This is a genomic window from Methylorubrum thiocyanatum (assembly GCA_014138645.1).
GTDB classification, from domain to species: domain Bacteria; phylum Pseudomonadota; class Alphaproteobacteria; order Rhizobiales; family Beijerinckiaceae; genus Methylobacterium; species Methylobacterium thiocyanatum.
Genome location: JACJIB010000004.1, coordinates 76,729 through 100,685 on the forward strand (window position 1 = coordinate 76,729; position 23,957 = coordinate 100,685).

Genomic DNA, 23,957 nt, shown 5'->3' on the forward strand with positions numbered 1-23,957 from the left:
GTGGCGTTGCGCGTGTGGGACGCCTGACATAAGCCGCGGCTATCCTCGTCTCAATCGCACCCTTGCGCACCCCTGCGCACCCTCGCGAACCGGGAGAGCCCGATGGAAGCGCCTTTCGACCTCGTCCTGTCCGGCGGCACGGTGGTGAACCACGACGGCGCCGCCCTCGCCGACCTCGGCATCCGCGGCGGACGGGTGGCGGCCATCGGCGACCTCGCGGGCGCGGCGGCGCAGGAGCGGCGGGACTGCCGCGGCCTGCATCTCCTGCCCGGCGTAATCGACAGCCAAGTGCATTTCCGCGAGCCCGGCCTCGATCACAAGGAGGATCTTGAGACGGGCTCGCGCGCAGCGGTGATGGGCGGCGTCACGGCGGTGTTCGAGATGCCCAACACCAACCCGCAGACGACCAGCGCCGCGGCGCTCGCCGACAAGGTCGCCCGCGCCCATCACCGGATGCATTGCGACTTCGCCTTCTGGGTCGGGGGCACCCACGAGAACGCGGCGGAGGTGGCCGAGCTGGAGCGGCTGCCGGGGGCGGCCGGGATCAAGGTGTTCATCGGCTCCTCCACCGGCTCGCTCCTGGTCGAGGACGATGCCGGCGTGCGCGCGATCCTGAGCCGCATCCGCCGCCGGGCCGCCTTCCATTCGGAGGACGAGCCGATGCTGCGCGAGCGCAAGGAGCTGCGCGTGCCGGGTGACCCGTCTTCGCACCCGGTCTGGCGCTCGCCAGAGGTAGCGGTGAAGGCCACCCGCCGCCTGATCGCGATCGCGCGGGAGACGGGCGCGCGCATCCACATCCTGCACATCTCGACCGCGGACGAGATGCCGATCCTGGCGGACGCCAAGGACGTGGCGAGCGTCGAGGTGACGCCGCACCACCTCACGATCGACGGCGGCGAGGCCTACGCCCGGCTCGGGACGCTGGTGCAGATGAACCCGCCGGTGCGTGACGCCGGGCATCGCGACGGGATCTGGCGCGGTCTTGGCGACGGCGTCGTCGACGTGCTCGGCTCCGACCACGCGCCGCACACGCTCGAGGAGAAGGCCAAGCCCTATCCGGATTCCCCCTCGGGGATGACCGGCGTGCAGACGCTGGTGCCGATCATGCTCGACCACGTGAATGCCGGACGGCTCTCGCTCGCCCGGCTCGTCGATCTCACGAGCGCCGGCCCCAAGCGCCTGTTCGGCATCGCCCGGAAAGGGCGGCTCGCCGTGGGCTACGACGCCGACGTGACGGTGGTGGACCTCAAGCGCCGCGAGACCATCCGCAACGCGTGGATCGCCTCGAAATGCGGCTGGACGCCCTATGACGGCGTCACCGTCACCGGCTGGCCGGTGGGCACCGTGGTGCGCGGCACCCCGGTGATGTGGCAGGGCGAATTAACCAACCCGTCCCGGGGCGAAGCGGTCGTGTTCGAGGAGGCGCTGCCGGCCGCGGGTTAACGACCGGCCGGCCCTCTCACCCAAAACCTCACGCTGAAGCGCTGGGAAGCGGCCTCGAGGGGTCTTCCCGTGCGCGATCGCTGGACGATCCTTCGAGGCCTCCGTTTCGCGGCGGCACCTCAGGACGAGGCGGCGTATGGGATGTGCGGTGTCGCGGCGACACTCGCCCGCGCGGCCGGCGTCGCCTCTCAGTGCTGAAGCGTCGTGGTGAAGCCGCCGCCGCGGATGCGCTCGGGCAGGGATTCGGCGTAGCGGGCGGTGGCGTCCTCGCCATAGGTCGCGACCAGTTCCTGGAACGCCGCGAACAGGGCGGCCTGAGCCATGCAGTCGCCGTCGATCCCGTCGAGACAGCCTTCGGCGAAGGCCTCCGTCACGAGTCCGAGCGCGAGGCGCTTGCTCTCCGCATCGACGTCGAAGGGAGCGGTGTCGGAGTCGTGGATCATGGCGGGTGGCTTCACTTCTCGGCCGGAACAGTGCCGGCAAGACATCGCCACGATACGGCAGCCTTCACGGGCCGGGAAGCAGGGAATTGCGAAGAGGTTAATGCGACCGCGCGATTGCGAAGGTTTTTTGCAACGGACCGGCACTGTGGCGCGCCTGCCACAAACGCTTCTGCCCGGCGACATCTACCCCCCGAACCGCCCGGCGATGGCATGCGAGAGCCGTTCGCCCTCGGCGATGTAGCGGCGGGCCGCCTCGCCCGCGGCGGGGGTGCAGATCCGGTAGGTCAGGCTGTAGCCGCGAAAGCCCCGGTTATAGGCGCCGGCCAGCCGGTCGCGGCGATTCGGGGTGACGCCCTCGGTGTCGAGGATCGCCTTCATCCGCGCCGGCCACTCGGCGGCGTCCGGCTCGGTGCAGAGGCTGCGCAGGAAGGCGAGCGCCCCGACGATCTCGGACAGCCGCATCAGGTCGCGGTCGTAGGGCGCGGGCGGCGGCTCGGCCGGGGGCGGCGGCTCCTTGTCCTTCTCGGACGGCTTCGGGGCGGACTTGGCCGTGCCGGAGCGCTGCTGCGCGAATGCCTCCGCCGCAGGCGTGAGGGCGAGCAGGGCGGCGAGAGTCAGGCGAACGAGTCCCGTTCTCATACCGAACCTTCTGAACCTTCCACCGAGCCCACGCGGGAAAACGCCTCACGCAGGGTGTCGATCAATCCCGGCGTCGTCTGCAAACCCTCGACCTCGTCGAGCCTCGCCCAACGCACGGCGAGCGCTTCCGGCCCCGGTGCCGGCTCGACGGCGCGCCAGAGCGCGGCGTGGGGATGGATCACGTAGTGGTGGCGGATGCGGCCGGCCTCGTCGCGCAGGATGATCTCGGTCGGCGTCAGGCTCGGGCCGACCACCTCGGCGCGCACGCCGACCTCCTCCTGCAACTCGCGCAGCGCCCCCGCGGCGAGGGTCTCGCCCGCCTCCACGAGGCCGCCGGGCAGGGTCCAGACGCCGCGCATCGGCTCGTTGGCGCGGGCGGCGAGCAGCACGCGCCCCCCGCGGATCACCGCGATCGACACGCCGATCAGCGGGCGGGCCGGAAACAGCCGCCCGTCCTCCTGCCCCGCTTCGTTCACGGAACCGACACCGCGACGAGGCGTCCGTCGGCCAAGCCCACGAGGATTTTCTTCGCGGTTCCGCCCGCGTCGAGCACGGCGAGGCCGTGGGCGGCCGGAGCGGGCAGGGGGATGCGCGCACGCTCGACGGGGCGGCCGTCCTTCAGCGCCACCACCGCGACGGCGCCGCGGCCCGCCGCCGGCAGGGCGAGGTCGGGCGGGTTGCCGCCGCGGGGGACGAGGGCGGCAAGCTCCGCCTCCTCGCCCGCCGCCGCGCCGGCATATCCCGGCGCCTCGCCGGCAAGAGTGAGGGCCCCTTCGGTCAGGGCCCCGTCGGCGATCCGCCAGAGCTGGAGCACGCCCTCGCCGTCGGGGGCGCGGATCGTGGCGATCTGCGGCGTGCCGGTCCCGGAGAAATCGGCGAGGCCGGCGAGCGCCAGCGGCGCCGTGCCCGGCCCTTGGCCCGCCTGGGGCGGCGTCTGCGCGGCAAGCGTCCAGGCCCCGTCCTTGCCCTTCACAGCGAGCGCCAGGCCGGAGCCGGCCGCGCCCTGCGCGGTCACGGCGACCACCGCCGGGCGGCCGTCGAGGCGGGTGATGCGCGGCGTGCGGCCGGCAAAGACCCGGTCGCCCCCCGGCGCGAGGGTGTGCGTCGTCACCGGCACCGCCTTCGGCTCGGCGGTGACGCCGAGCGGCTGGCGTTCGCGTAAGGTGAGCACCGTGCCCTGCCCGGGCGCGCCGCCGAGCGCGCGGGTCGGTCCGGTGAGATAGGCGCTCAAGGGTCCGTCGAGGGCGCGGCGCGAGCCCGGCACGGCGCCGCGCGGCGTCTCGGCGGCGGCAAAGCCCTTAATCGCCTCGGCGCCGATCAGCGTGGTGCGCAGCGTCGCGCCGTCGAGGCTGAGCACGGCGCCGCCGCCCTCGCCCCAGACCACGACGACGGGCGGCGGCGCCGTGCTGGCCGTGGCCTTCGGGTCGGCGCTGGCGGGCGCGCGGGCGACCGGCAGCAATCCGGAAGTCGCCACCGAGAGGGCCACGTCGCTGCCGGGGCCGCGCATCGCCTTGACGGCAAACGGCAGCGCCACCGGCTCGACCCCGCTCCCCTCCTCCGCCGCGAGGGCGGGGAGGGCGATCAGCGACAGCAGGGCGGCGAGAACCGCCCGGCGGTCAGACATGCTGGCCGCCGTTGATGTGGAGTTCGGCGCCGTTCACGTAGGAGGAGGCCTCGGTGCAGAGGAAGTAGATCGCCTTGGCGACCTCGTCCGGGGTGCCGAGCCGGCGCTGCGGGATCTGCTGCACCAGCTTGTCGGTGCCCGGCGACAGGATCGAGGTGTCGATCTCGCCCGGCGAGATCGCGTTCACGCGCACGCCGAGTGGCCCGAAATCCGCGGCCATCTCGCGGGTAAGGCCGGCGAGCGCCGCCTTCGAGGTGCCGTAGGCCGCCCCGGCGAAGGGGTGGACCCGCGAGCCGGCGATCGAGGTGACGTTGACGATGGAGCCGCGCGCCCGGGTCAGCTCGTCGGTGAGGCCCCGCGCGAGCAGGATCGGCGCGAAAAAGTTCACCTGGAAGACGCGGGCCCAGTCCTCGTACTCGGTGGTCAGCGCCCCGAGCCGCTCGCCCTCCGGGCCCTTGGGCGAGATGCCGGCATTGTTGACGAGCGCGTGCAGCAGGCCGCCCTCGGCGGCGAGCCGCTCGGCCACCTCGCGCACGCCGCGCACGGTGTCCTGCGCGTCGGCGAGATCGACCTGAAGGTGGTCCTCCGGCCCCATCTCCCACGGGCAGTTCTCGGGGAAGGGATGGCGCGAGCAGGTGATGACCCGCCAGCCCGCGGCGGAGAAGCGCTTGACGGTGGCATGCCCGATGCCGCGGCTGGCGCCGGTGAGCAGCATCACCCGTCGACGTTCGTTGGATGAGGCCAAGGCCGGTTCCTCGCTGCCCGCGACGCGGCCCGCGAAAGAGCGGGCCAGGGCGGATCTTCGCCTCAAGGGATAAGCCGCGCCCCGCCGGAAATCCAGGGCCGCGCTGCATTGCGAAAGACGGCGTGGGGATCGGCGGGACGGATCGCCGCCGGGGCGGCGCGCAGCCCCTCATGCAATCGGCGCTGGGCTCCCGGCCAAGCCATGAGTTGGCCTACGTTTTGCGCGCTTGTCCTGTGTCCGCCTTCATGCGACCCGGAGTGGGACGCGCGTTCTCGGGACCGTGCCGACGGATCGAGCCAAGGACGAGCGAAAGATGCGACGCGCGTGAGCGAGGCGGAAGCGAAATCGACCGTCCTCGTCGTGGAAGACGACGCGGTGATCCGTCACGCCGCGGTCGCGATGGTGACCGATGCCGGCTTTGCCGTGCGCGAGGCCACCAACGGCAACGAGGCGATCCGCATCCTCGACGACGGGCTGGACGCGGGCGAGGCGGTGTGTGTCGTGGTGACCGACATCGACATGCCGCTCGGGATCGACGGCATCAAGCTCGCCGCCTGCATCAACCGGCGCTGGCCGGGCATCGGCATCGTCATCACCTCCGGCAAGGTGCGGCCCGCGCCCGGCGACGTGCCGAACGACGGGCTGTTCATCCGCAAGCCCTACACCGAGGAAGGCCTGATCGCGGCGATCCGCTCGGTGATGCCGTGACCGAAGCGCCCTCCCGTCAGGGATAGAGCCGCGCACGGGTCCAGCCGTCGCCCGCGCGGGTGAAGCGCACCCGGTCGTGCAGGCGATAGGCGCCGTTCTGCCAGAATTCGAGTTGAACGGGAGCGATGCGGAAGCCGAGCCAGTGCTCGGGGCGCGGCACCGGGCCGTTCTCGTACGTCTCCGACAGGGCGGCGACCTCGGCCATCAGGGTCGGGCGGTCGGTCAGCGGGCGCGACTGCTGGCTGGCAATGGCGCCGATGCGGCTGTCCCGGTGACGACTGGCGAAATAGGCGTCGGCCTCCTCGCGCGTCACGGGGGAGACCGGGCCGCGGGCGCGGATCTGCCGGCCCAGGGACTTCCAGTACAGCACCGTCGCCGCCTGCGGATTGGCCATGAGCTGCTGGCCCTTGGCCGACTCGGCATTGGTGTAGAAGACGAGGCCGCGGTGATCGAGCCCCTTCAGCAGCACCACCCGCACGTCGGGCAGGCCGTCCGGTCCGGCAGTGGCGAGCGCCATGGCGTTGGCGTCGCAAGGCTCGGAGGCTTCCGCCTCCGCCATCCACGCGGCGAACAGCGCCCAGGGGTCTGACGACAACGTGAAATCCTGCGGGTCGACCGGCGGCGCGCCCGCATCACCCTCTCTTAACCGATCGATGGCCATTTTCGTCCCTGTGGCAGCCGGGTCGGGGGGCACCGACGTGGGCAGCACACCCCGCCGGACCCCCGTCTGTCTCGAGTTCAGGTGTAATGCGTCTGCGTCCGTGTAAAGCCCTCGGTAAGGCCGTCGCCCGAACGCTCTGCGTCCGGGAGGGCGCCGCGACACGCGGGCCGGCGACACGACACGGGATCGCGGGCCGGGTCGCGGGCCTCCTGACGCTGGGTCTCGCTGCCCTCTCCTGCGGCGGCTGCAGCGGCCCGATCCTCTCGTTCAAGGCGGAGGAGGCGTCGGCCGCACCGGAGCCGCTCGTCACCGGCAGCATCCCGAAGCGGCCCGCGAGCTTCGGACGCGACCTCGACGGCGAGGATTGGCGCCGGGCCCACGCGGCGCTCTCCGTCGCCCTCGATCCGCAGGGCAACGGGCGCCCCGTGAAGTGGGAGAACCCGGAGACCGCCATGCGCGGGGCGATCAACCCGACCGGCCTGCCCTACGTCGCGGGCGACGAGATCTGCCGCGACTTCCTCGCCACTGTCGTCGGCGGCCCCAACAGCCGCTTCGTGCGCGGCACCGGCTGCAAGCCCTCCGGCGGTGAGTGGGAATTGAAGCGGCTGCGCGCGTCCAACGCCGGCGCCAAATCCTGACGGTCCACAGGGGGCCGCGAAAAAGCGATCGCGGAACGGTGAGATCGTGTACAGGGGTGTTGCAGAACCGCAACGCCCTTCCCACGTTGTCGCCACGCGGCCAAGGCCGTATCCCTACACGGTTGCGACCCCCACAAAAGAATCCCGATGCGAAACCCCTACGACGTTCTGGGTGTGCCCAAGGGCGCGGGTGAGGCCGAGATCAAGAAGGCCTTCCGCAAGCTCGCCAAGGCGTATCACCCCGACAGCAACAAGGATCCGAAGGCCGCCGAGCGCTTCGCGGAGGCGAACACCGCCTACGAGATCCTCGGCGACAAGGAGAAGCGCGCGCAGTTCGACCGCGGCGAGATCGACGCCGAGGGCAAGCCGCGGGCGACCGGCTTCGAGGGCTTCTCCGGCTTCGGCGGCGGGCGCGGCGGCGGCGGCTTCGATTTCGAGGGCTTCACGCGCGCACGCGGCGGGGCCGGCGGGGCGGGTCCCGGCGGCGTCGGCGAGGACTTCATCAGCCACATCTTCGGCGAGGCGTTCCGCGCCGGCGGGGCGGGGCCCGGCGGGTTCGGGCGCGGCGGTCCGGTCCGCGGCGAGGATGTCGCGGCCGAACTCAGCGTCACGCTCGAACAGGTGGCGGGCGAGGAGAAGATGCGCATCGGCCTGCCGGGCGGGCGCGACGTCGACGTGATGATCCCGAAGGGCGTCGTCGATGGCCAGACCATCCGCCTGCGGGGTCTCGGCGGCGCGGGCGGCCCCCGCGGCGAGCCCGGCGACGCGCTCCTGACCATCCGCGTCCTGCCGCATCCGCTGTTCAAGGTGGACGGGGCGGACCTGCGCGCCACCGTCGATCTGCCGCTGGAGGATGCGGTGCTCGGCGGCGCCTTGCGGGTGCCGACGCTGACGGGCGCCGTGGAGATGAAGGTGCCGGCGATGACGAGTTCCGGCCGCACCTTCCGCCTGCGCGGCAAGGGTCTGCCGAAGAAGGACGGCAGCCGCGGCGATCTCTTCGCCACCACCGCCATCGCTCTGCCGGCCGACGACGATGCGGCGCTGACCGAGTATGCCCGCCGCCGCCGCGAGGCGAGGGCCGGGACGGCGTGAGGCGCGGCCTCGAAGCGCTCAGGCCGACGGTGATGCTGCCGAATGGCCGGCGCCAAGCGCGCCCGCGGAGCGGGCCTCGGCCCTGTGCCGGGGCGTCGCGCGAAGCGGGGGCCTGAGGCCGCGGCGGCGGTCCCGGTGATCGAGGCCAGGCGACAAACAGGGGTCGCTGCCAAGCGATCCCGAACGCCTTGAGGCTTCCCCCTCCGGCCACCCTCCGCTAAGGAAGCCCCCGGCGCAGGGCCGTCCCTCGAGAGGCGCCCGCGCGGCCGAAGCGAAGGTGACGCATGTCGGAACAGAAGCCGGGCGGGCTGCTCGCGGGCAAGCGCGGGCTGGTGCTGGGAGTGGCCAATAACCGCTCGATCGCCTGGGGCATCGCCCGCAGCGCCGCCGCGCACGGAGCGGAACTGGCCTTCACCTATCAGGGCGAGGCGCTGAAGAAGCGCGTCGAGCCGCTGGCGCGCGAGCTGAACGCGCACGTGGTCGGCCATTGCGACGTGACCGACCCGGCCTCGATCGATTCCGCCTTCGCGGCCACCGCCGAGGTTTTTCCGGAAGGGATCGATTTCGTCGTCCACTGCATCGCCTTCTCCGACAAGGACGAGCTGACGGGCCGCTACCTCGAGACCTCCGAGGCGAACTTCACCAAGTCGCTCCTGATCTCCTGCTACTCGTTCACCGCGGTGGCGCAGCGGGCGGAGAAGATCATGCGCGAGGGCGGCTCGATGCTGACCCTGACCTATTACGGCGCCGAGAAGTGGATGCCGCACTACAACGTCATGGGCGTCGCCAAGGCCGCGCTGGAAGCCTCTGTGCGCTACCTCGCCGCCGACCTGGGTCCCAAGCAGATCCGCGTCAACGCGATCTCGGCCGGACCGATCAAGACGCTGGCGGCCTCGGGCATCGGCGACTTCCGCTACATCCTCAAGTGGAACGAGTACAACGCGCCGATGCGCCGGACCGTGACCATCGAGGAGGTCGGCGAGACGGCGGCCTATCTGTTCTCCGACATGTCCCGCGGCATGACCGGCGAGATCCTGCACGTCGATGCGGGCTATCACGTCGTCGGCATGAAGAACCCCGACGCGCCGGACATCACCCGCGAGCGGGATTAGCGCATCGTCTTTTTCCGAAAGCCGGCAACCACCTTTCGGGACGATGCTGGAGGGTTCAGCCCTCTTCCCCGAGCCGGCGGCGCCAATCCTCCACCGCGCCGCTCGCGAGCCTGCGGGCGGCGATCCTGCGCCAGGACTCCGCGAGGGGCGCCAGGGCGGCGATCGCGCGCAAGGCCGCCGTGTCGAGGCGGTCCACGTAGAGATGGTGCAGGAGCCGCGACAGCGGCCAGTCCGGATGCCGGCGCTCGACGAGGGTCAGCGTCGCGCCTGCCGTCACGAGGCCGGGCTCGATCACCCGATAGTACCAGCCGGTTCGTCCGCTGGCCTGAACCCGCCGGGCCATGTCCGGCACGCCGAAGCGCAGGTTCAGCTTGAAGCAGGGCTGGCGCGCCTGCGAGACCTGGAGGAGGGTGCTGCCCGCCCGCCACAGGTCGCCGACGCAGACGTCGCGCTCCGTCAGCCCGAGACCCGAAAAGTTCTCGCCGAAGGCGCCGGGCCGTTCCAGCAGATCGGGCAGGCCGGGCAGGTCCGCGCGCCACGCCGCGGCATGATCGAGGGCGTAGTGGTGGACGGCCTTGTCCGGCCCGCCATGGACGCGGTGGTCGGCCTGCTCGTCGCCCGCGAGCCCGAGCGGCCCCACCGCGACGGACCCCTCCACGGGTGCCTTGGCGATGGCGCTCGTCGCCGTCCCGAGAGGTGCGACGCGCCCGGTGAGCACGGCCCCGATCACCACCTGCACGGCTCAGTCGTCCTCATCAGGCAAGTCGCCGGCCGCTTCTTCGAACCGAAAGCGACTGAGCGTCAACCGAGCTGGACGACGATACGTAAAAAGCTCGCCGGAAGTGGAACGCGGTCAAAGATCAATCCGGCACCGTGATCCCCTCCAGCCCCTTGCGCGGCTCGGGAAAGCGCGGGTCCATCGCCTCCAGGGTGTCGGCGATGGTGCGGGCGACCATGACGTTGCGGGCCCATTTGCGGTTGGCCGGCACCACGTGCCAGGGCGCGTAGGGCGTCGAGCAGCGGGTGAGCGCGTCGTCGAAGGCGGTCTGGTAGGCGTCCCAGCTCTTGCGCTCCATGAGGTCGGCCGGGTCGAACTTCCAATGCTTCTCCGGGTCGGCGAGGCGCGCCTCCAGGCGTTCCTTCTGCTCGTCCTTGGAGATGTGCAGGAAGAACTTGAGGATCACGCACCCTGAGAGCGTCAGCAGCCGCTCGAACTCGTTGATGAGCCCGTAGCGCTCGCGCCAGGTCTCCTCCGGCACGAGCCCCTTCACCCGCACCACCAGCACGTCCTCGTAATGGCTGCGGTTGAACACGCCGATCAGGCCGCGTCCCGGCGTGCGCCGGTGGTAGCGCCAGAGGAAATCCTGATCGAGCTCCTCCGGGCTCGGCACCTTGAACGACCAGACCCGGCAGCCCTGGGGGTTCACCCCCTCCAGAACATTGCGGATGGTGCCGTCCTTGCCGCCGGTATCGATCGCCTGGAACACCACGAGCAGGGAGCGGCGATGCTCGGCATAGAGCTTCTCCTGCAAGCTCCTGATGCGCGTGCGCTGCGCGTCGAGGGCGGCCTTGGCCTCGGCCTTGTCGAGCCCGCCGGTGGCATCGGGATTGATCGCGGCGAGGCTGAAGGCCTGACCTGGCCCAACGGTGACGATGCCCGGCGCGGCCGGCGGCGGGATCAGGTGGAGATGCGGCGACAGGCTCGGCGCCGTGCCGCTGCCCGCGATCGCGGCGCGAGCCCACCCGGCGAAGGACGGCGGATGGTCGCTCCACGGCGCCTGCGACCTTGTTTCCTCCGCTTTGTCATCCCTCGCGCCGTTGCCATCCTTGCCGTTCTTGCGTGCCATGCCGAAGATTACCCGCTCACGAGCCGATCACGAGGCCGCCGGCGCGGCCCCGCAGGAAGGGAAAAGCTTGGAGCCCCAACAGATGCGCCGCCTTCGCCGTTCCCGATCCGGCGCGTCGGGGTTCCCGAGGGGATGGGCCGGTTGCGGCGGGGCGGCCGCATGAGCGCAGTGCCGACCATCTGGTTCGTGCGCCACGGCGAGACCGACTGGAACGCGGAAGGGCGCCTCCAGGGGCATCGCGACACCGATCTCAACGCCAGGGGGCTCGCCCAGGCGGCGGAGGCGGCCGAGCGGCTGCGCCGCATCGCCGGGGCGGACCTGCCCACGGCCGATTACGTGGCGAGCCCGCTCACCCGCACCCGGCGGACGATGGAGATCCTGCGCGCGGGCATCGGCCTGCCGGCGGCGGGCTACCGCGCCGACCTGCGGCTGCGGGAGATCGGTTTCGGTGCCTGGGAGGGCCGGACCTGGGCCGAGATCCGGCGGCGCGACCCGTCGGGCGCCGCCGCGCGCGACCGCGACCGCTGGGGCTACCAGCCCCGCGGGGAGGGGGCGGAGAGCTACGCCATGGTCGAGGCGCGGGTGGAGGAGGTGGTGGCGGAGCTACGCCGCCCGACCGTGATGGTGGCCCATGGCGGCGTCGCCCGGGCCCTGTTGGTCATCCTCGGCCATCTCGACATCTACGCCGCCCCGCGGCTCGGCATCCGCCAGGGCAGCATCCTCGTCATCGAGCCCGCCGGCTGGCGCTGGGCATGACGGGCGCCCGAGGCGGGGCGCGCGGCCTCCGCCGTGTCCCGTCCCGATGGGCCGCGATGGGGCGGACCCGTGGGTCCGTCAGGCCCGGGCGGCGCGGCCGCGGGCGAGCAGCCGCACGGCGGTGACGGGGAGGAGCAGCGTCCTCACCGTGGCGGTGACGGCGAGGACCGCGAGGACCGGCAGGATCGCGAGACAGATTCCGCTCACGCGCATCGGACACTCCTTGAAGCTGCTGACCCGGCGGCTTGCGACCGCCCTGTTGATGACAATCCGCCACTCAATCGCGGCAAGACCAAGGTAAACGGAGCGCAATCACGCATTTCTGCGCTCCGAGGGGACGCTGGAGCGGACAACATATCCCGCGCGGGAGCTTGGGCTTTGCTCTGAATCAGTGCCGTCCGGCGGCCCCGATGTTTTTTCGCGCCGCGGCTCCGGCAGCCGCCGGGCGCGGGGATGGGCGTCCTCGAAGGCACTCATCAGGCGGGCGGCATCGACCTTGGTGTAGATCTGCGTGGTCGAGAGCGAGGCGTGGCCGAGCAGCTCCTGGATCGCGCGCAATTCCCCCTGGCGGGCGAGCAGGTGCGTCGCGAAGGAGTGGCGCAGGGCGTGCGGGGTCGCGCTCTCGGGCAGGCCGAGCGCGCCGCGCAAAGCCGCCACCGCGTACTGGACGACGCGGGGCGAGAGCGGACCGCCCTTCACCCCGACGAAGAGCGGGCCCTCCGGATCGAGGGGATGCGGGCAGAGCGACAGGTAGGCGGCGACCGCCTCGGCCACCGCCGGCAGCACCGGCACGGCGCGGACCTTGCCGCCCTTGCCCGTCACCCGCACCTCGTCGATGCCCGGCACCGGCGCGTCGCGGGCGGCGAGCCCCAGCGCCTCGGAGATGCGCAGGCCCGAGCCGTAGAGCAGCGCGATCACCGCCGCGTCGCGGGCGAGCACCCAGGGCTCGCGGCTGTCATCGGGGCGGGTTCCGGGTGCGGTCATGGCCAGCGCGGCCGGCACCGGCAGCGGGCGCGGCAGGCGCCGCTCGACCTTGGGCGAGCGCACGGCGCCCAAAGCCGCGACGCTGCCGTGTCCCTCGCGCTCGAGGAAGCGGGCGAAGGAGCGCAAACCCGCCAGCATCCGCATCAGGGAACGCCCGCCGATGCCCTCGGCCCGGCGCGCGGCCATGAAGGCGCGCAGGTCGCGGGGTTTGAGGGCGATCAGCCCGGCGATGGTCGGCGTGCCGAAGCGGGCGGCGCGGTAGGCGAGGAACTGGCGGAGATCCCGCTCGTAGGCCTCGACGGTGTTGGCCGCCATGCGGCGCTCGCGGGCGAGCGCCTCGCGCCAGCCGAGCATCGCCGCGCGCAGGGCGGCGTCGCCCGGCGGCAGCAGGGCCTCGGCATCGACGGCGTGAGGGGACGCGGCGCGCATCATCGGCGGCAGCAAGCGCCCGGTAGGGTTGATGAAGGGTAAACGGCCAAGACCCTTTCCACCCGGCCGTCCTCGCGCCAGATGTGCGCCCATCCGCCAAAGGGAGAGAGGGCCGATGGCCAAGCCCGTCCACACCATGATCCGCGTCCGCGACGAGGCGCGCTCGCGCGATTACTACGCCCGCGCCTTCGGCCTCGAACCGGCCGACCGCTTCGACTTTCCGGACTTCACGCTGCTCTACCTGCGCGACCCGTCCTCGCCGTTCGAACTCGAACTGACGGTCAACAAGGACCGCTCGGAGCCCTACAATCTCGGCGACGGCTACGGCCATCTCGCCTTCGTGGTCGAGGACGCGGAGGCCGAACATGCCCGCTTCGAGCGCGAGGGATTCCCGGTCACGCCGGTCAAGACCCTCAAGCACGGCGAGACCGCGCTCGCGACCTTCTTCTTCGCCACCGACCCGGACGGCTACAAGATCGAGGTGATCCAGAAGGGCGGCCGCTTCGCCTGACACCTCAGGGCTTTACGGGGTCTTCTCCAGCCGCTCCAGGGCGGCCAGCGCCTTCTCGCAGGAGGCCGGAGAGGGCGCCGGCAGGCTCGTTTCCAGGCGCATCGCGTCGTCGAGCGACAGGACGTAGCGCTCCTCGGTGAGCGCCCGGCCGACCGCCGCCAGCATGCGCGCGCGGCCGGCCCGCAGCACGCGCTCGACCCGCTCGCGCTCGGCACCGCAGGCCAGCGCCCGACCGAGGGTCTTGCCCTCGCGCTCGCCTTCGGCCTGGGGAATGACCAGCGGCCGGGCATGGCCCGCATCGGGCGGCGTCTGCGCCCAGGCCGCGAAGGCCGCGAGGACGGCGAGCGTGAACGCGCAGACGCGACAGACCGCTGAACGCATCGAACCGTTTCCTTCCTGTCTCGCGCCTGTCTCGCGCTCGTATTGCGACGTGCCGTCTCGAAGATCGCGCGGCCGTGACAGGCCGCGTGCGTTCCCTCACGCTCTCGGGAGCGAATCTCGGCCACGGTCAAGCTGGAAACGACAGGGGGCGGCAATGAGTCCTTCCGGCAGCGTGGCGGTGGCGACGGACAGTGGGGTCGAGAGGGCGCGCGAGAAGGCGCGCCGCGGACGCATCCCGTTGAGCCTCAAGCTCGCCTATTCGGCCTTCATGGCGGTGCTGGTCCCGGTCTACCTCTTCCATTACGGGCCCACGAACTTCCTGTATTTCTGCGACATCGCCCTGATCCTGACCCTCGTCGGCCTCTGGATGGAGAGCGCGCTGCTCGTCTCGGTCTGCGCGGTCGGCATCCTCGCGCCGCAACTGCTCTGGAACGTCGATTTCCTGGTCCAGGCCACGGGCCATCCGCTGACCGGCATGACCGCCTACATGTTCAACGCGCAGACCTCGCCGTTCCTGCGGGGGCTGTCGCTGTTCCACGGCTGGCTGCCGTTCCTGCTCGTCTACCTCGTGTGGCGGCTCGGCTACGACCGCCGCGCCTGGGGCGCTTGGTCGGCGCTGGCCGTCGTCGTCCTGTGCGTCTGCTTCTTCCTGATGCCGCCGCCGCGGCCCGATCCGGGTCTGACCCCGGTCAACATCAACTACGTCTGGGGCATGAGCGACCATGCCGCCCAGACCTTCATGCCGGCCTGGGCGTGGTTCGCGGGCCTCGCCGTCGGCATTCCGGCGCTGATCTGCTGGCCGACCCACCGGCTCCTGATCCGGCTGATGCCCGAGGCGCCCGCCCGATCCCCGATCACGTCCCTCTCGGCTTCGCCCGCCGGGTCGGGGCCTCGCTGAGCGGGTCCTCCGGCCAGGGGTGGCGCGGGTAGCGGCCGCGCATCTCGGAGCGGACCGCGGCCCAGGAGCCGCGCCAGAAGCCCGGCAGGTCGCGGGTGATCTGGATCGGGCGGTGGGCCGGCGAGAGCAGGTGGAGCACCAGCGGCACGCGGCCCCCGCCGAGGGTCGGGTGCCGGTCGAGACCGAACAGCTCCTGCACCCGCACCGCCAGCACCGGCTCGGGGCCGGATTCGTAATCGACCGGGATGCGCGAGCCCGTCGGCACCTCGATATGGCTCGGCGCCTCCGCCTCCAGGCGGGCGCGCAGGGTCCAGGGCAGCAGGCCCTGCAGGGCTTGGCCGAGATCGTCCGCGGTGACCGCCGCCAGCGCGGTGCGGCCGACGAGGGAGCGCGCCAGCCAGTCCTCGACGCTCTCGGCCAAGGCCGCGTCGGAGAGGTCCGGCCATTCCCCGCCCTCGGCCTCGTGGAGGAAGCGGATCCGCGCCCGCCACTGCGCCAGGGCGGGCGTCCAGGGCAGGCGGTCGAGGCCGAGGCCGGCGATGCCGCGGGCCAGCACCCGCGCCGCTTCCGCGTCGGCGGGAACGGGCATCGTGCGCTCGTCCAGCGTGACGGCCCCGAGCCGGCGGCCCTCGCGGGCGCGCAGCGCACGGGCCTCACGGTCGAAGCTGACGCTGCGCACGGTCGCGATGCGGTCGGAAAATAGCGCGTCGATGGACTCGGAAGACATCGCGGCCGCAGACAGGATGCGGGCGGAGGCCGCGGCGCCGGTGAGGTCGGCGACGACGATGAAGGGCTCGCGGGCGAGCGGACTCGCCGGATCGACGAGGCCGGCGCGGCCATTGGCCATCAGGAAGGCGCCGTCGCGGCCCCGCGCCCGCGCCACCCGGTCGGGATAGGCGAGCGCCAGCAGGGCGCCGGGCTCGGCGAGCGCCGGATCGGGCTCGGCCACGGCCCCCGCTGCCTTGGCCGCCTGCCGCGCCCAACCCTCGGCGAGGCGGCGCATGTCGGCGGCCCGGCCGCCACGGTCGCGGCGGAAGCGGTCCAGGCGCTCGGCGAGATCGACCGCATCCCCGCCCAGCCCGCGCTCGACCAGCACCGCGGCGAGATCCGCGGCGGCGCGGGCCTGGCCGGATTCGGCGGCGCGGGCGACCATCCGGGCGAGCCGGGGCGGCAGCGGCAGGCTGCGCAGGGTGCGGCCGGTGGCGGTGAGCCGCCCGTCGGGATCGAGGGCGCCGAGATCGGTCAGCATCGCCCGCGCCTCCGCGAGCGCCGGCGCCGGCGGCGGGTCGAGGAAGGGCAGGGCGGTCGGGTCGGTCACGCCCCAGGCGGCGCAGTCGAGGGTCAGACCGGCCAGGTCGGCGGACAGGATCTCCGGCCGGGCGAAGGGTTCGAGGGAAGCGGTCGCCGCCTCCGGCCAGAGCCGCCAGCACACCCCCGGCTCGGTGCGCCCGGCGCGGCCCCGGCGCTGGTCGACCGAGGCGCGCGAGGCCCGCGCGGTGACGAGCCGGGTCATGCCGTTGCCGGGCTCGTAGAGCGGCACCCGGGCGAGCCCGGAATCGACGACGATGCGCACGCCCTGGATCGTCAGCGAGGTCTCGGCGATGGAGGTCGCCAGCACCACCTTGCGCCGCCCCGGTGGCGCCGGGGCCACCGCCCGGTCCTGCTCGCCCGGGGTGAGCGCGCCGTAGAGGGGGGCGAGGTCGGTGTCGTCGGGCAGGCGCTCCGCCAGCCGCTCGGCGGTGCGGCGGATCTCCGCCTGGCCCGGAAGGAAGGCCAGGACCGAGCCGGGATCGGCCCGCAGCGCCCGCAGGATCGCGGCGGCCATCGCATCCTCGATGCGCTCGCCGCCCTCGCGGTCGAGATGGCGGGTCTCGACGGGAAAGGCACGCCCCTCCGACTCCACCACCGGCGCGTCGCCGAGGAGCCCCGCGACGCGGGCGCCGTCGAGGGTCGCCGACATCGCCAGGATCCGCAGGTCCTCCCGCAGCGCGCCCTGCGCGTCGAGGGCGAAGGCCAGCCCGAGGTCGGCGTCGAGGGAGCGCTCGTGGAACTCGTCGAACAGCACGGCGCCGATGCCGGCCAGTTCCGGATCGTCGAGGATCATCCGGGTGAACACGCCCTCGGTGACGACCTCGATCCGGGTGCGGGCCGAGATCTTCGAGCCGAGCCGCACCCGCAGGCCGACCGTCTCGCCGACCCGCTCACCCAAAGTCGCGGCCATGCGCTCGGCCGCGCCCCGCGCCGCGAGCCGCCGGGGCTCCAGCAGGATGATTTTCTGCGCCCCGAGCCAGGACTCTTCGAGCAGGGCAAGCGGCACGCGCGTGGTCTTGCCGGCGCCGGGCGGGGCCACGAGCACGGCGGAGGCGCGTTCGGACAGGGCCGCTCGCAGGGCGGGAAGGGCGGCCTCGATCGGGAGCGTGGGGACAGGCGAGGACATGGTCCGCGAGGTGCCGCGGTTCGGGTCCGGGCGCAACTGTTTCGCTAAGGTTCTGCCGTCTCGGACCGCGGGTCGAGACCCACGAAGATTTGTTAACATATCTTGGGATTTTTCGGAACGGACGGACGGATCGCGACTTGTGGGCTTGGCGTGCGGCACGTGCACGCGACGGAGACACGACGATGCGTATTGCCCTGACACTCGCAGCCGGCGCGCTGCTCGGCAGCCTTGGCCTGGGAGCGGTGTCGGCCTCCGCCGCCCCCGCCATGCCGGCGCCCGACGCCATCGCCGGCCGCACGGCCGAGACCGTGCGCGACCAGCACCACGACCATTGGCACCGCCCCCACCGGAGCGTGCTCGGTCACCACCATTCGACCAAGGCCGAGCGCCACCGCCGCCGGATGAACACCCACCATCACGGCAATCCGAACGCCCGCAACCCGGAGCGGCCCGGCTACCAGCAGCAGCTCGGCGGCACCACGGGCGGCCCGCGCTACTGAGCGCGCCGATCCGCCGACCGCTTCTGGGGCCCGCCCGGCACGATGCCGGGCGGGCCTCCGCCGTTCTCGGGTCGGTCCCGCGGCCACCCGCGCTTGCGACGGCTGGGGAGAGCGCCCACTTGTCCACGGACTTCACGGTTGCCCGGCGGTGCCCGGCCGGGGCGGGGCTGCTAGCCTCTCTCCCATGCCCAGCCCCAAACGCTCCCAACCCCTCGAACGGCGTGCCCAGGCGGCGGATACGGTGACCTCCTCGCCCCTCGACATCCCCGGCGCCACGCCGATGATGGCGCAGTACATCGAGATCAAGGCCGCCAATCCGGACTGCCTGCTGTTCTACCGGATGGGCGACTTCTACGAGCTGTTCTTCGAGGATGCGGAGATCGCCTCCCGCGCGCTCGGCATCGTCCTGACCAAGCGCGGAAAGCACGGCGGCGCCGACATCCCGATGTGCGGCGTGCCCCTGGAGCGGGCCGACGACTACCTGCACCGGCTGATCGCTTTGGGCCACCGCGTCGCCGTCTGCCAGCAGACCGAGGACGCGGCCGAGGCCAAGAAACGCGGCCCGAAATCGGTGGTGCGGCGCGAGGTGATCCGCCTCGTCACGCCGGGCACGCTCACCGAGGACCGCCTGCTCGACCCGACGCGGGCCAACCTGCTGCTCGCCATCGGCCGGCGGAAGGTCTCCGACACCCGCGACGCCTACGGACTCGCTGCGCTGGATATCTCGACCGGCCGCTTCTCCTTGAGCGAGGTGGAGGGCTCCGAACTCGCCGCGGCCATCGCCCGGCACGAGCCGCGGGAGATCGTGCTCTCGGAGGTCATCCACGCCGATCCAGGCCTAGCCAAGCTGTGGCGGGAGACCAAGGCCGCGGTCGTGCCGCTGGCCCAGGGCGAGCTGGAGCCGGCCTCGGCCGAGCGGCGCATCCGCGAGCAGTTCGGCGTCAAGACGCTCGACGGGTTCGGACATTTCAGCCGGGCGGAGATCGCCGCCGCCGGAGCGGCTTTGCTCTATCTCGAACGGACGCAGCTCGGCACCCGCGTGCCGCTCTCCGCGCCGAGCCGGGAGGCGACGGGGGCGACGCTCGCCATCGACGCGGCCACCCGCGCCAACCTCGAACTCACCCGCACCCTGTCGGGCGAGCGCAAGGGCAGCCTGCTCGACGCCATCGACCGCACGGTGTCGGCCGGCGGCGCCCGGCTGCTCGCCGAACACCTCGCCGGGCCCCTGACGGACCTGACGAAGATCGGACGGCGGCACGATGCCGTCGCCTTCCTGGCGCAGGACGGCGCGCTGCGGGTGCAGCTTCGCGACGCGCTGCACGCCGCCCCCGACATCGCCCGGGCGCTCTCGCGGATCGGCCTGAACCGGGCCGGCCCGCGCGACCTCGCGGCGCTCCGCGACGGGCTCGCCGCCGCCGCGACGATCAGCGAGCGGCTGTCGTGCGAAGACTTACCGGACGGGCTCGCCCGCCTCGCCCGCCGCCTCGACAAGGCCGACCGGGCGCTCACGGAAGAACTGGCCGCCGCGCTCAGCGACGACCTGCCGCTCAACCGCCGCGACGGTGGTTTCGTGCGCGCGGGCTACCACGCCGAGATCGACGAGGCCCGTCTCCTCGGCCAGGATTCGCGAAAGGTCATCGCCGCGCTCCAGGCGCGCTATGCCGAGGCCACCGGCTGCCGGACGCTCCGGATCAAGCACAACAATGTGCTCGGCTACTACATCGAGGTGCCGCAGGCGGTGGGCGAGGCCTGCCTCAAGGGCCTGATGCAGGACTTCGTGCATCGCCAGACCATGGTCGATGCGATGCGCTTCACCAGCGTCGAGCTCGGCGAGTTGGAATCGAAGATCGCGGGCGCCTCCGACCGGGTGCTGGCGCTCGAATCGGCGGTGTTCGATGCCTTGAGCGCGCGGGTCAGCGAGGGCGCGGAGGCGATCGCCGACATCGCCGAGGCGCTGTCGGGCCTCGACGTGGCGGCGAGCCACGCCGAACTCGCCGTCGAACTCGCCTGGACCCGGCCGGTCATCGACGAGAGCCTCGCCTTCGAGGTCAAGGGCGGGCGCCATCCCGTCGTGGAGGCGGCGCTGACGAAGGCGGGCGAGGCCTTCATCGCCAATGCCTGCGACCTGTCCGGCGACGAGGCCGGGCGCATCCGCCTCGTGACGGGCCCGAACATGGGCGGCAAGTCGACCTTCCTGCGCCAGAACGCGCTGATCGCCGTGCTGGCGCAGATGGGCGCCTTCGTGCCGGCGGCCTCCGCCCGGCTCGGCGTGGTCGATCGCCTATTCTCCCGCGTGGGCGCGGCCGACGACCTCGCGCGGGGCCACTCGACCTTCATGGTCGAGATGGTCGAGACCGCCGCGATCCTCAACCAGGCGACGCGCCGCTCGCTCGTGGTGCTCGACGAGATCGGGCGGGGCACCGCGACCTTCGACGGCCTCTCCATCGCCTGGGCCTGCCTGGAGCACCTGCACGAGAAGAACGGCTGCCGGGCGCTGTTCGCCACCCACTTCCACGAGTTGACGGCGCTGAGCCAGCGCCTGCCGCGCCTCGACAACGCGACCCTGAAAGTGGCCGAGGATCGGGGCGACGTGGTGTTCCTGCACGAGGTGGTGCCGGGCGTGGCCGAGCGCTCCTACGGCCTGCAGGTCGCCCGCCTCGCCGGCCTGCCGCCGAGCGTGGTGGCACGCGCCGGCGCGATCCTGAAAGGTCTCGAAAGCTCCGAGCGCGAGCGCCCCGCCCGCCGCAAGATCGACGACCTGCCGCTCTTCGCAAGCCTCGCCGCCGCACCGCCCCCGCCGCCGGAACCGGTGAAGCCCGAGCCCGACGACCGGCTCGGCCGATTGATCGACGACCTCGATCCCGACGCGCTGACCCCGCGCGAGGCGCTCGACGCGCTCTACCGGCTGAAGAAGGAGCGGGCCGCGGGGTGAGGGCGGCTCCGACGCGCGCGGCGCGGTCCGAGGCCGCGGGACCGTGCGGCTCACGGGACGGAACAGGTCTGCTATAGAGCCTTGCGCAGATGCCGGCCCCGCTCCGGCCCGACCGTCGTCTCTTCCCCTCGCGATCCTGGGCCAGCCCGGGATTGGGAGATCGCACGGGGGAGGGGGCACCGGGCCGCTCGGAAACAGATCTCGATGCTCCGTCTCGTCCTCGCCCTCCTCCTGACGCTCAGTGCTCCCGGCCTCGCCGCGGCGCAGGGGGCGATGACGGCGGTGAAGGCCAAGGATCTCGTGCGGGCGAGTCTGGTGGCCGAGCGCGAGGCGCTGGTGCCCGGCGGCACGGTGATGCTCGGCCTGCACATGGCGATGAAGCCGGGCTGGCACGTCTACTGGCGCAATCCCGGCGATTCCGGCCTGCCGCCGGAGATGGCGTGGCGCCTGCCGGAGGGCTTTGCCGTGGGCGCCGTGCAGTGGCCGGTCCCGGAGCGCATCCCGGTCCAGACCCTGATGAATTTCGGCTACGAGGGCGCCGTCACCCTGCTGGTGCCGCTCACAGTGCCGGAGAACGCCAAGGTTGGCGGGACGGTGCGGCTCGCCGGCACGCTCTCCTACCTCGTCTGCGAGGAGATCTGCATTCCGGGTTCGGCGGAACTGAGCCTCGACCTGCCGGTGGCGAGCAGCGCCGAGCCCGCCTCGGGCCAAGCCGCCCTGTTCGCCCGCGCCCGCGCCGCCCTGCCCGAGGCCGCGCCCGGCCCCCACCGCACCACCCGCGCGGGCGACCGGCTGGTGCTGCATCTCGACCGGCCGGGCCTCGCGGGCGTCAGCGGCGCGGCGTTCTTCCCCTATGCGGAAGGCGCGCTCGACAACGCCGCCCCGCAGGATCTCGCCGTCGACGAAGCCGGACTGCGCCTCACCCTCACGCCGGGGGACGCGAAGGCGGCGCCCGAGGCGCTCGCCGGCGTGCTCGCCTTCACCGAGGACGGCACGCGCCGGGCCTACGCCCTGGGACCGGAACCCGCGCCCGCGCCGACGGCGTCCGCTCTCGCCGCACCCGAGGCGCCCCCCGCCCCGGCGAGCGAAGAAACCCTGACGCTGTGGAGCGCCGCGGGTCTGGCGCTTCTCGGCGGGCTCCTGCTCAATCTGATGCCCTGCGTCTTTCCCGTGCTCTCGATCAAGGTGCTCAGCCTCGTGCGGCAGGCGGGCGAATCCGCCACCCGCGTGCGGCTGCACGGGCTCGCCTACACCGCGGGTGTGCTCGCGAGCTTCCTCGGACTCGCCGGGCTGCTGATCGCGCTGAAGGCCGGCGGCGCCGGGATCGGCTGGGGCTTCCAGCTGCAGTCGCCGGTGGTGGTGGCGCTGCTGGCCTACGGGCTGTTCGCCATGGGCCTCAGCCTGTCGGGCGTGGTGCATCTCGGCGGCGGGATCGCCGGGCTCGGCGACGGCCTGACCCGGCGGGCGGGCTATCAGGGCTCGTTCTTCACCGGCGTGCTGGCGACGCTCGTCGCCACGCCCTGCACCGCGCCGTTCATGGGCGCGGCGGTGGGCTTCGCCCTGACGCAATCGCCGCTCACGGCGCTCACCGTCTTCGCGAGCCTCGGCCTTGGGCTCGCCCTGCCGTTCCTCATGCTCACCCTGTTCCCGCAGGCGCTGCGCCTGCTGCCCCGGCCCGGCGCCTGGATGGACGTACTGAAGGGCGCGCTCGCCTTCCCCGTCTACGCCACCGTGGCGTGGCTGGTCTGGGTGCTGGCGCAGCAGGTCGGGCCGGACGGGCTGCTCGCGGGGCTGACCGGTCTCGTGCTGGTGGCGCTGGCCGCCTGGGCCTGGGAGCGCGCCCGCCATGCGGGGCGGCTCGGCACGGGTCTCAGCCGCGCGGCGGCCCTCGTCGCACTCGCCGCCTCCCTCGGCCTCGTCGCGATCCTCGACGGCGACCGCGCCACCGCGCGCACCGCTCTGGCCCAGGGCGAGGAAGCGTTTACACAGGCCCGCCTCGACGCGCTCCGCGCGGAGGGACGCACGGTGTTCGTGGATATGACGGCGGCGTGGTGCATCACCTGCCAGGTCAACGAGCGCACCGTCATCGCCCGCGCGGGCGTGCAGGCGGCGTTCCGGGCGGGACAGGTTGTCTACCTGAAGGGCGACTGGACCAACCAGAACCCGGAGATCACCCGCCTCCTGGAGCGCTACGGCCGCAGCGGCGTGCCGCTCTACCTCGTCTATCGCGGCACAAGCGAGGCGCAGGTGCTGCCGCAGCTCCTGACCGAGGGAATCGTGCTCGCGGCGATCGGACAGAAGGACGTCGCGGCGGCGCAGTAGGGCCCTATCACGGTTCAGCCCATCCCCTCTCCCCGCACGCGGGGAGAGGGCCGCGACGACCCCGTCGTCGGCGCGGCGAGGCGGCAGCCGAAGGTGAGGGGGCTTGGCCGAATGAGCCTCATCCTGAGCCGCCCCCTCACCGCCGCTCCGGCTACGCCTCCGCTTCCTGTCTGCACGACAAGGTGCAGACAGGCCTCTCCCCGCACAGCGGGGAGAGGGGGGAGCCCTGATCAGCCCGCGAGCTTGGCGGCGATGCCCGCTACGTGGCGGCCCTGGAAGCGGGCGCCGTCGAGTTCGACCTGGGAGGGCTGGCGCGAGCCGTCGCCGTCGGCGATCGTGGTGGCGCCGTAGGGCGAGTTGCCCTTCACCTGCTCGACGCCGTTCTGGCCCGCGAAGCTGTAGGGCAGGCCCACCACCACCATGCCGTGGTGGAACATCACCGTGTGGAAGCTCGTCAGCGTCGTCTCCTGGCCGCCGTGCTGCGAGGCGGTCGAGGTAAAGGCCGAGCCGACCTTGCCCACCAGCGCGCCCTTGGCCCACAGGCCGCCGGTCTGGTCGATGAACTGCTTCATCTGCGAGGCCATGTTGCCGTAGCGGGTCGGCGTGCCGAAGATGATCGCATCGTAATCGGCCAGTTCCTCGACGGTGGCGATCGGCGCCGCCTGGTCGAGCTTGTAGTGGAACTGCCGGGCGACCTCTTCCGGCACCAGTTCCGGCACGCGCTTGACCGCGACCTCGGCCCCGGCCTCGCGGGCGCCCTCGGCCACGGCGTTGGCCATCTGCTCCACATGCCCCCAGGACGAGTAATAGAGCACCAGAACCTTCGCCATCGTCGTCTCTCCCGTTCATGGGGCC

Annotated in this window: 24 protein-coding genes; 11 read left to right on the forward strand and 13 right to left on the reverse strand. The window is 72.5% G+C overall.

Features of this window, described 5'->3' with window-relative positions; all coding sequences use genetic code 11:
- Positions 1 to 102 precede the first annotated feature (102 nt).
- Positions 103 to 1,443, forward strand: a complete 1,341-nt coding sequence (locus tag HNR51_RS11595; protein ID WP_182555047.1) for a dihydroorotase — start codon at positions 103 to 105, stop codon at positions 1,441 to 1,443.
- Between the two features lie 188 nt (positions 1,444 to 1,631).
- Here HNR51_RS11595 and HNR51_RS11600 read toward each other — a convergent pair whose 3' ends face one another.
- The 5 genes from HNR51_RS11600 to HNR51_RS11620 form a co-directional block, all read right to left on the reverse strand.
- A complete protein-coding gene (locus HNR51_RS11600; RefSeq protein ID WP_012456513.1) occupies positions 1,632 to 1,886 on the reverse strand; it encodes a hypothetical protein in 255 nt (84 codons plus the stop codon).
- 183 nt (positions 1,887 to 2,069) lie between these two features.
- Positions 2,070 to 2,525 (reverse strand): TIGR02301 family protein, encoded by a 456-nt coding sequence (locus tag HNR51_RS11605; protein ID WP_012456512.1) that lies wholly within the window; start codon positions 2,523 to 2,525, stop codon positions 2,070 to 2,072.
- Positions 2,522 to 3,001 (reverse strand): NUDIX hydrolase, encoded by a 480-nt coding sequence (locus HNR51_RS11610; RefSeq protein ID WP_152278515.1) that lies wholly within the window; start codon positions 2,999 to 3,001, stop codon positions 2,522 to 2,524. The genes HNR51_RS11605 and HNR51_RS11610 overlap by 4 nt, the downstream gene beginning before the upstream one ends.
- Positions 2,998 to 4,149, reverse strand: coding sequence for a hypothetical protein (locus HNR51_RS11615; RefSeq protein WP_182555048.1), 1,152 nt, complete (start codon positions 4,147 to 4,149; stop codon positions 2,998 to 3,000). The genes HNR51_RS11610 and HNR51_RS11615 overlap by 4 nt, the downstream gene beginning before the upstream one ends.
- Positions 4,142 to 4,864: an SDR family NAD(P)-dependent oxidoreductase gene (locus tag HNR51_RS11620; protein ID WP_012456509.1), complete on the reverse strand. Its 723-nt coding sequence runs from the start codon at positions 4,862 to 4,864 to the stop codon at positions 4,142 to 4,144. Before HNR51_RS11620 ends, HNR51_RS11615 begins: the two co-directional genes overlap by 8 nt.
- A 354-nt stretch (positions 4,865 to 5,218) precedes the next feature.
- Here HNR51_RS11620 and HNR51_RS11625 point away from each other — a divergent pair, with 354 nt between their 5' ends.
- Positions 5,219 to 5,602 (forward strand): response regulator, encoded by a 384-nt coding sequence (locus tag HNR51_RS11625; protein ID WP_182555049.1) that lies wholly within the window; start codon positions 5,219 to 5,221, stop codon positions 5,600 to 5,602.
- Positions 5,603 to 5,618: 16 nt separating this feature from the next.
- Here the strand turns inward: HNR51_RS11625 and pdxH are convergent, their stop codons facing one another.
- Positions 5,619 to 6,263, reverse strand: coding sequence for a pyridoxamine 5'-phosphate oxidase (gene pdxH / locus HNR51_RS11630; RefSeq protein ID WP_182555050.1), 645 nt, complete (start codon positions 6,261 to 6,263; stop codon positions 5,619 to 5,621).
- Positions 6,264 to 6,349: 86 nt separating this feature from the next.
- Here pdxH and HNR51_RS11635 point away from each other — a divergent pair, with 86 nt between their 5' ends.
- The 3 genes from HNR51_RS11635 to fabI all read left to right on the forward strand — a co-directional run bounded on the left by HNR51_RS11635 (position 6,350) and on the right by fabI (position 9,105).
- Positions 6,350 to 6,901 (forward strand): RT0821/Lpp0805 family surface protein, encoded by a 552-nt coding sequence (locus HNR51_RS11635; RefSeq protein ID WP_182555051.1) that lies wholly within the window; start codon positions 6,350 to 6,352, stop codon positions 6,899 to 6,901.
- A gap of 147 nt (positions 6,902 to 7,048) precedes the next feature.
- Positions 7,049 to 7,993, forward strand: a complete 945-nt coding sequence (locus HNR51_RS11640) for a DnaJ C-terminal domain-containing protein (RefSeq protein WP_012456505.1) — start codon at positions 7,049 to 7,051, stop codon at positions 7,991 to 7,993.
- Positions 7,994 to 8,277: 284 nt separating this feature from the next.
- Positions 8,278 to 9,105 carry an enoyl-ACP reductase FabI gene (fabI, locus tag HNR51_RS11645; protein WP_012456504.1) on the forward strand — a complete coding sequence of 276 codons (828 nt, stop codon included), beginning with the start codon at positions 8,278 to 8,280 and terminating at the stop codon, positions 9,103 to 9,105.
- A gap of 55 nt (positions 9,106 to 9,160) precedes the next feature.
- Here fabI and HNR51_RS11650 read toward each other — a convergent pair whose 3' ends face one another.
- Positions 9,161 to 9,844 carry an MOSC domain-containing protein gene (locus tag HNR51_RS11650; protein WP_182555052.1) on the reverse strand — a complete coding sequence of 228 codons (684 nt, stop codon included), beginning with the start codon at positions 9,842 to 9,844 and terminating at the stop codon, positions 9,161 to 9,163.
- A gap of 121 nt (positions 9,845 to 9,965) precedes the next feature.
- Positions 9,966 to 10,952, reverse strand: coding sequence for a polyphosphate kinase 2 family protein (locus HNR51_RS11655; RefSeq protein ID WP_182555053.1), 987 nt, complete (start codon positions 10,950 to 10,952; stop codon positions 9,966 to 9,968).
- 159 nt (positions 10,953 to 11,111) lie between these two features.
- Here HNR51_RS11655 and HNR51_RS11660 point away from each other — a divergent pair, with 159 nt between their 5' ends.
- Positions 11,112 to 11,708 carry a histidine phosphatase family protein gene (locus tag HNR51_RS11660; RefSeq protein ID WP_141953752.1) on the forward strand — a complete coding sequence of 199 codons (597 nt, stop codon included), beginning with the start codon at positions 11,112 to 11,114 and terminating at the stop codon, positions 11,706 to 11,708.
- Positions 11,709 to 11,786: 78 nt separating this feature from the next.
- Here the strand turns inward: HNR51_RS11660 and HNR51_RS26710 are convergent, their stop codons facing one another.
- Positions 11,787 to 11,915 carry a hypothetical protein gene (locus HNR51_RS26710; protein WP_276325580.1) on the reverse strand — a complete coding sequence of 43 codons (129 nt, stop codon included), beginning with the start codon at positions 11,913 to 11,915 and terminating at the stop codon, positions 11,787 to 11,789.
- A 105-nt stretch (positions 11,916 to 12,020) separates the two neighbouring features.
- Positions 12,021 to 13,124 (reverse strand): tyrosine recombinase XerC, encoded by a 1,104-nt coding sequence (locus tag HNR51_RS11665; RefSeq protein WP_141953751.1) that lies wholly within the window; start codon positions 13,122 to 13,124, stop codon positions 12,021 to 12,023.
- 112 nt (positions 13,125 to 13,236) lie between these two features.
- Between HNR51_RS11665 and HNR51_RS11670 the strand changes: the two genes are divergently transcribed.
- Entirely contained in the window at positions 13,237 to 13,632 is a 396-nt protein-coding gene (locus tag HNR51_RS11670; protein WP_012456498.1) for a VOC family protein, read from the forward strand.
- 12 nt (positions 13,633 to 13,644) lie between these two features.
- On the opposite strand, the gene HNR51_RS11675 is transcribed toward HNR51_RS11670, so the two are convergent.
- A complete protein-coding gene (locus tag HNR51_RS11675; protein WP_182555054.1) occupies positions 13,645 to 14,013 on the reverse strand; it encodes a hypothetical protein in 369 nt (122 codons plus the stop codon).
- A gap of 154 nt (positions 14,014 to 14,167) precedes the next feature.
- Here HNR51_RS11675 and HNR51_RS11680 point away from each other — a divergent pair, with 154 nt between their 5' ends.
- Entirely contained in the window at positions 14,168 to 14,911 is a 744-nt protein-coding gene (locus tag HNR51_RS11680; protein WP_182555055.1) for a hypothetical protein, read from the forward strand.
- Here HNR51_RS11680 and hrpB read toward each other — a convergent pair.
- The gene (gene hrpB / locus HNR51_RS11685) at positions 14,868 to 17,348 is read right to left on the reverse strand and encodes an ATP-dependent helicase HrpB (RefSeq protein WP_182555056.1); all 2,481 of its coding nucleotides are present in this window, start codon (positions 17,346 to 17,348) and stop codon (positions 14,868 to 14,870) included. The genes HNR51_RS11680 and hrpB overlap by 44 nt on opposite strands.
- 182 nt (positions 17,349 to 17,530) lie before the next feature.
- Here hrpB and HNR51_RS11690 point away from each other — a divergent pair, with 182 nt between their 5' ends.
- From HNR51_RS11690 to HNR51_RS11700, 3 genes are all read left to right on the forward strand, one after another.
- Positions 17,531 to 17,848 carry a hypothetical protein gene (locus HNR51_RS11690; protein WP_141953745.1) on the forward strand — a complete coding sequence of 106 codons (318 nt, stop codon included), beginning with the start codon at positions 17,531 to 17,533 and terminating at the stop codon, positions 17,846 to 17,848.
- Positions 17,849 to 18,032: 184 nt separating this feature from the next.
- Positions 18,033 to 20,780, forward strand: coding sequence for a DNA mismatch repair protein MutS (gene mutS, locus HNR51_RS11695; RefSeq protein WP_182555057.1), 2,748 nt, complete (start codon positions 18,033 to 18,035; stop codon positions 20,778 to 20,780).
- A gap of 204 nt (positions 20,781 to 20,984) precedes the next feature.
- Complete coding sequence (locus tag HNR51_RS11700; protein WP_182555058.1) at positions 20,985 to 23,102, forward strand: protein-disulfide reductase DsbD family protein; 2,118 nt, start codon at positions 20,985 to 20,987, stop codon at positions 23,100 to 23,102.
- Positions 23,103 to 23,332: 230 nt separating this feature from the next.
- Here HNR51_RS11700 and wrbA read toward each other — a convergent pair whose 3' ends face one another.
- Positions 23,333 to 23,932 carry an NAD(P)H:quinone oxidoreductase gene (gene wrbA, locus HNR51_RS11705; protein WP_012456491.1) on the reverse strand — a complete coding sequence of 200 codons (600 nt, stop codon included), beginning with the start codon at positions 23,930 to 23,932 and terminating at the stop codon, positions 23,333 to 23,335.
- Positions 23,933 to 23,957: the final 25 nt, after the last annotated feature.

Excerpts from the sequence above, each read along its gene's own strand:
- HNR51_RS11605 (WP_012456512.1), bottom strand. The coding sequence starts at position 2,525 with ATGAGAACGGGACTCGTTCGCCTGACTCTCGCCGCCCTGCTCGCCCTC.
- wrbA (WP_012456491.1), bottom strand. The coding sequence starts at position 23,932 with ATGGCGAAGGTTCTGGTGCTCTATTACTCGTCCTGGGGGCATGTGGAG.
- HNR51_RS11675 (WP_182555054.1), bottom strand. The coding sequence starts at position 14,013 with ATGCGTTCAGCGGTCTGTCGCGTCTGCGCGTTCACGCTCGCCGTCCTC.
- HNR51_RS11700 (WP_182555058.1), top strand. The coding sequence starts at position 20,985 with ATGCTCCGTCTCGTCCTCGCCCTCCTCCTGACGCTCAGTGCTCCCGGC.
- HNR51_RS11655 (WP_182555053.1), bottom strand. The coding sequence starts at position 10,952 with ATGGCACGCAAGAACGGCAAGGATGGCAACGGCGCGAGGGATGACAAA.
- HNR51_RS11690 (WP_141953745.1), top strand. The coding sequence starts at position 17,531 with ATGCGTATTGCCCTGACACTCGCAGCCGGCGCGCTGCTCGGCAGCCTT.
- HNR51_RS11600 (WP_012456513.1), bottom strand. The coding sequence starts at position 1,886 with ATGATCCACGACTCCGACACCGCTCCCTTCGACGTCGATGCGGAGAGC.
- pdxH (WP_182555050.1), bottom strand. The coding sequence starts at position 6,263 with ATGGCCATCGATCGGTTAAGAGAGGGTGATGCGGGCGCGCCGCCGGTC.
- HNR51_RS11660 (WP_141953752.1), top strand. The coding sequence starts at position 11,112 with ATGAGCGCAGTGCCGACCATCTGGTTCGTGCGCCACGGCGAGACCGAC.
- HNR51_RS11620 (WP_012456509.1), bottom strand. The coding sequence starts at position 4,864 with ATGCTGCTCACCGGCGCCAGCCGCGGCATCGGGCATGCCACCGTCAAG.
- hrpB (WP_182555056.1), bottom strand. The coding sequence starts at position 17,348 with ATGTCCTCGCCTGTCCCCACGCTCCCGATCGAGGCCGCCCTTCCCGCC.
- fabI (WP_012456504.1), top strand. The coding sequence starts at position 8,278 with ATGTCGGAACAGAAGCCGGGCGGGCTGCTCGCGGGCAAGCGCGGGCTG.
- HNR51_RS11635 (WP_182555051.1), top strand. The coding sequence starts at position 6,350 with ATGCGTCTGCGTCCGTGTAAAGCCCTCGGTAAGGCCGTCGCCCGAACG.
- HNR51_RS11615 (WP_182555048.1), bottom strand. The coding sequence starts at position 4,149 with ATGTCTGACCGCCGGGCGGTTCTCGCCGCCCTGCTGTCGCTGATCGCC.
- HNR51_RS11665 (WP_141953751.1), bottom strand. The coding sequence starts at position 13,124 with ATGATGCGCGCCGCGTCCCCTCACGCCGTCGATGCCGAGGCCCTGCTG.
- HNR51_RS11595 (WP_182555047.1), top strand. The coding sequence starts at position 103 with ATGGAAGCGCCTTTCGACCTCGTCCTGTCCGGCGGCACGGTGGTGAAC.
- HNR51_RS11670 (WP_012456498.1), top strand. The coding sequence starts at position 13,237 with ATGGCCAAGCCCGTCCACACCATGATCCGCGTCCGCGACGAGGCGCGC.
- HNR51_RS11680 (WP_182555055.1), top strand. The coding sequence starts at position 14,168 with ATGAGTCCTTCCGGCAGCGTGGCGGTGGCGACGGACAGTGGGGTCGAG.
- HNR51_RS11640 (WP_012456505.1), top strand. The coding sequence starts at position 7,049 with ATGCGAAACCCCTACGACGTTCTGGGTGTGCCCAAGGGCGCGGGTGAG.
- mutS (WP_182555057.1), top strand. The coding sequence starts at position 18,033 with ATGCCCAGCCCCAAACGCTCCCAACCCCTCGAACGGCGTGCCCAGGCG.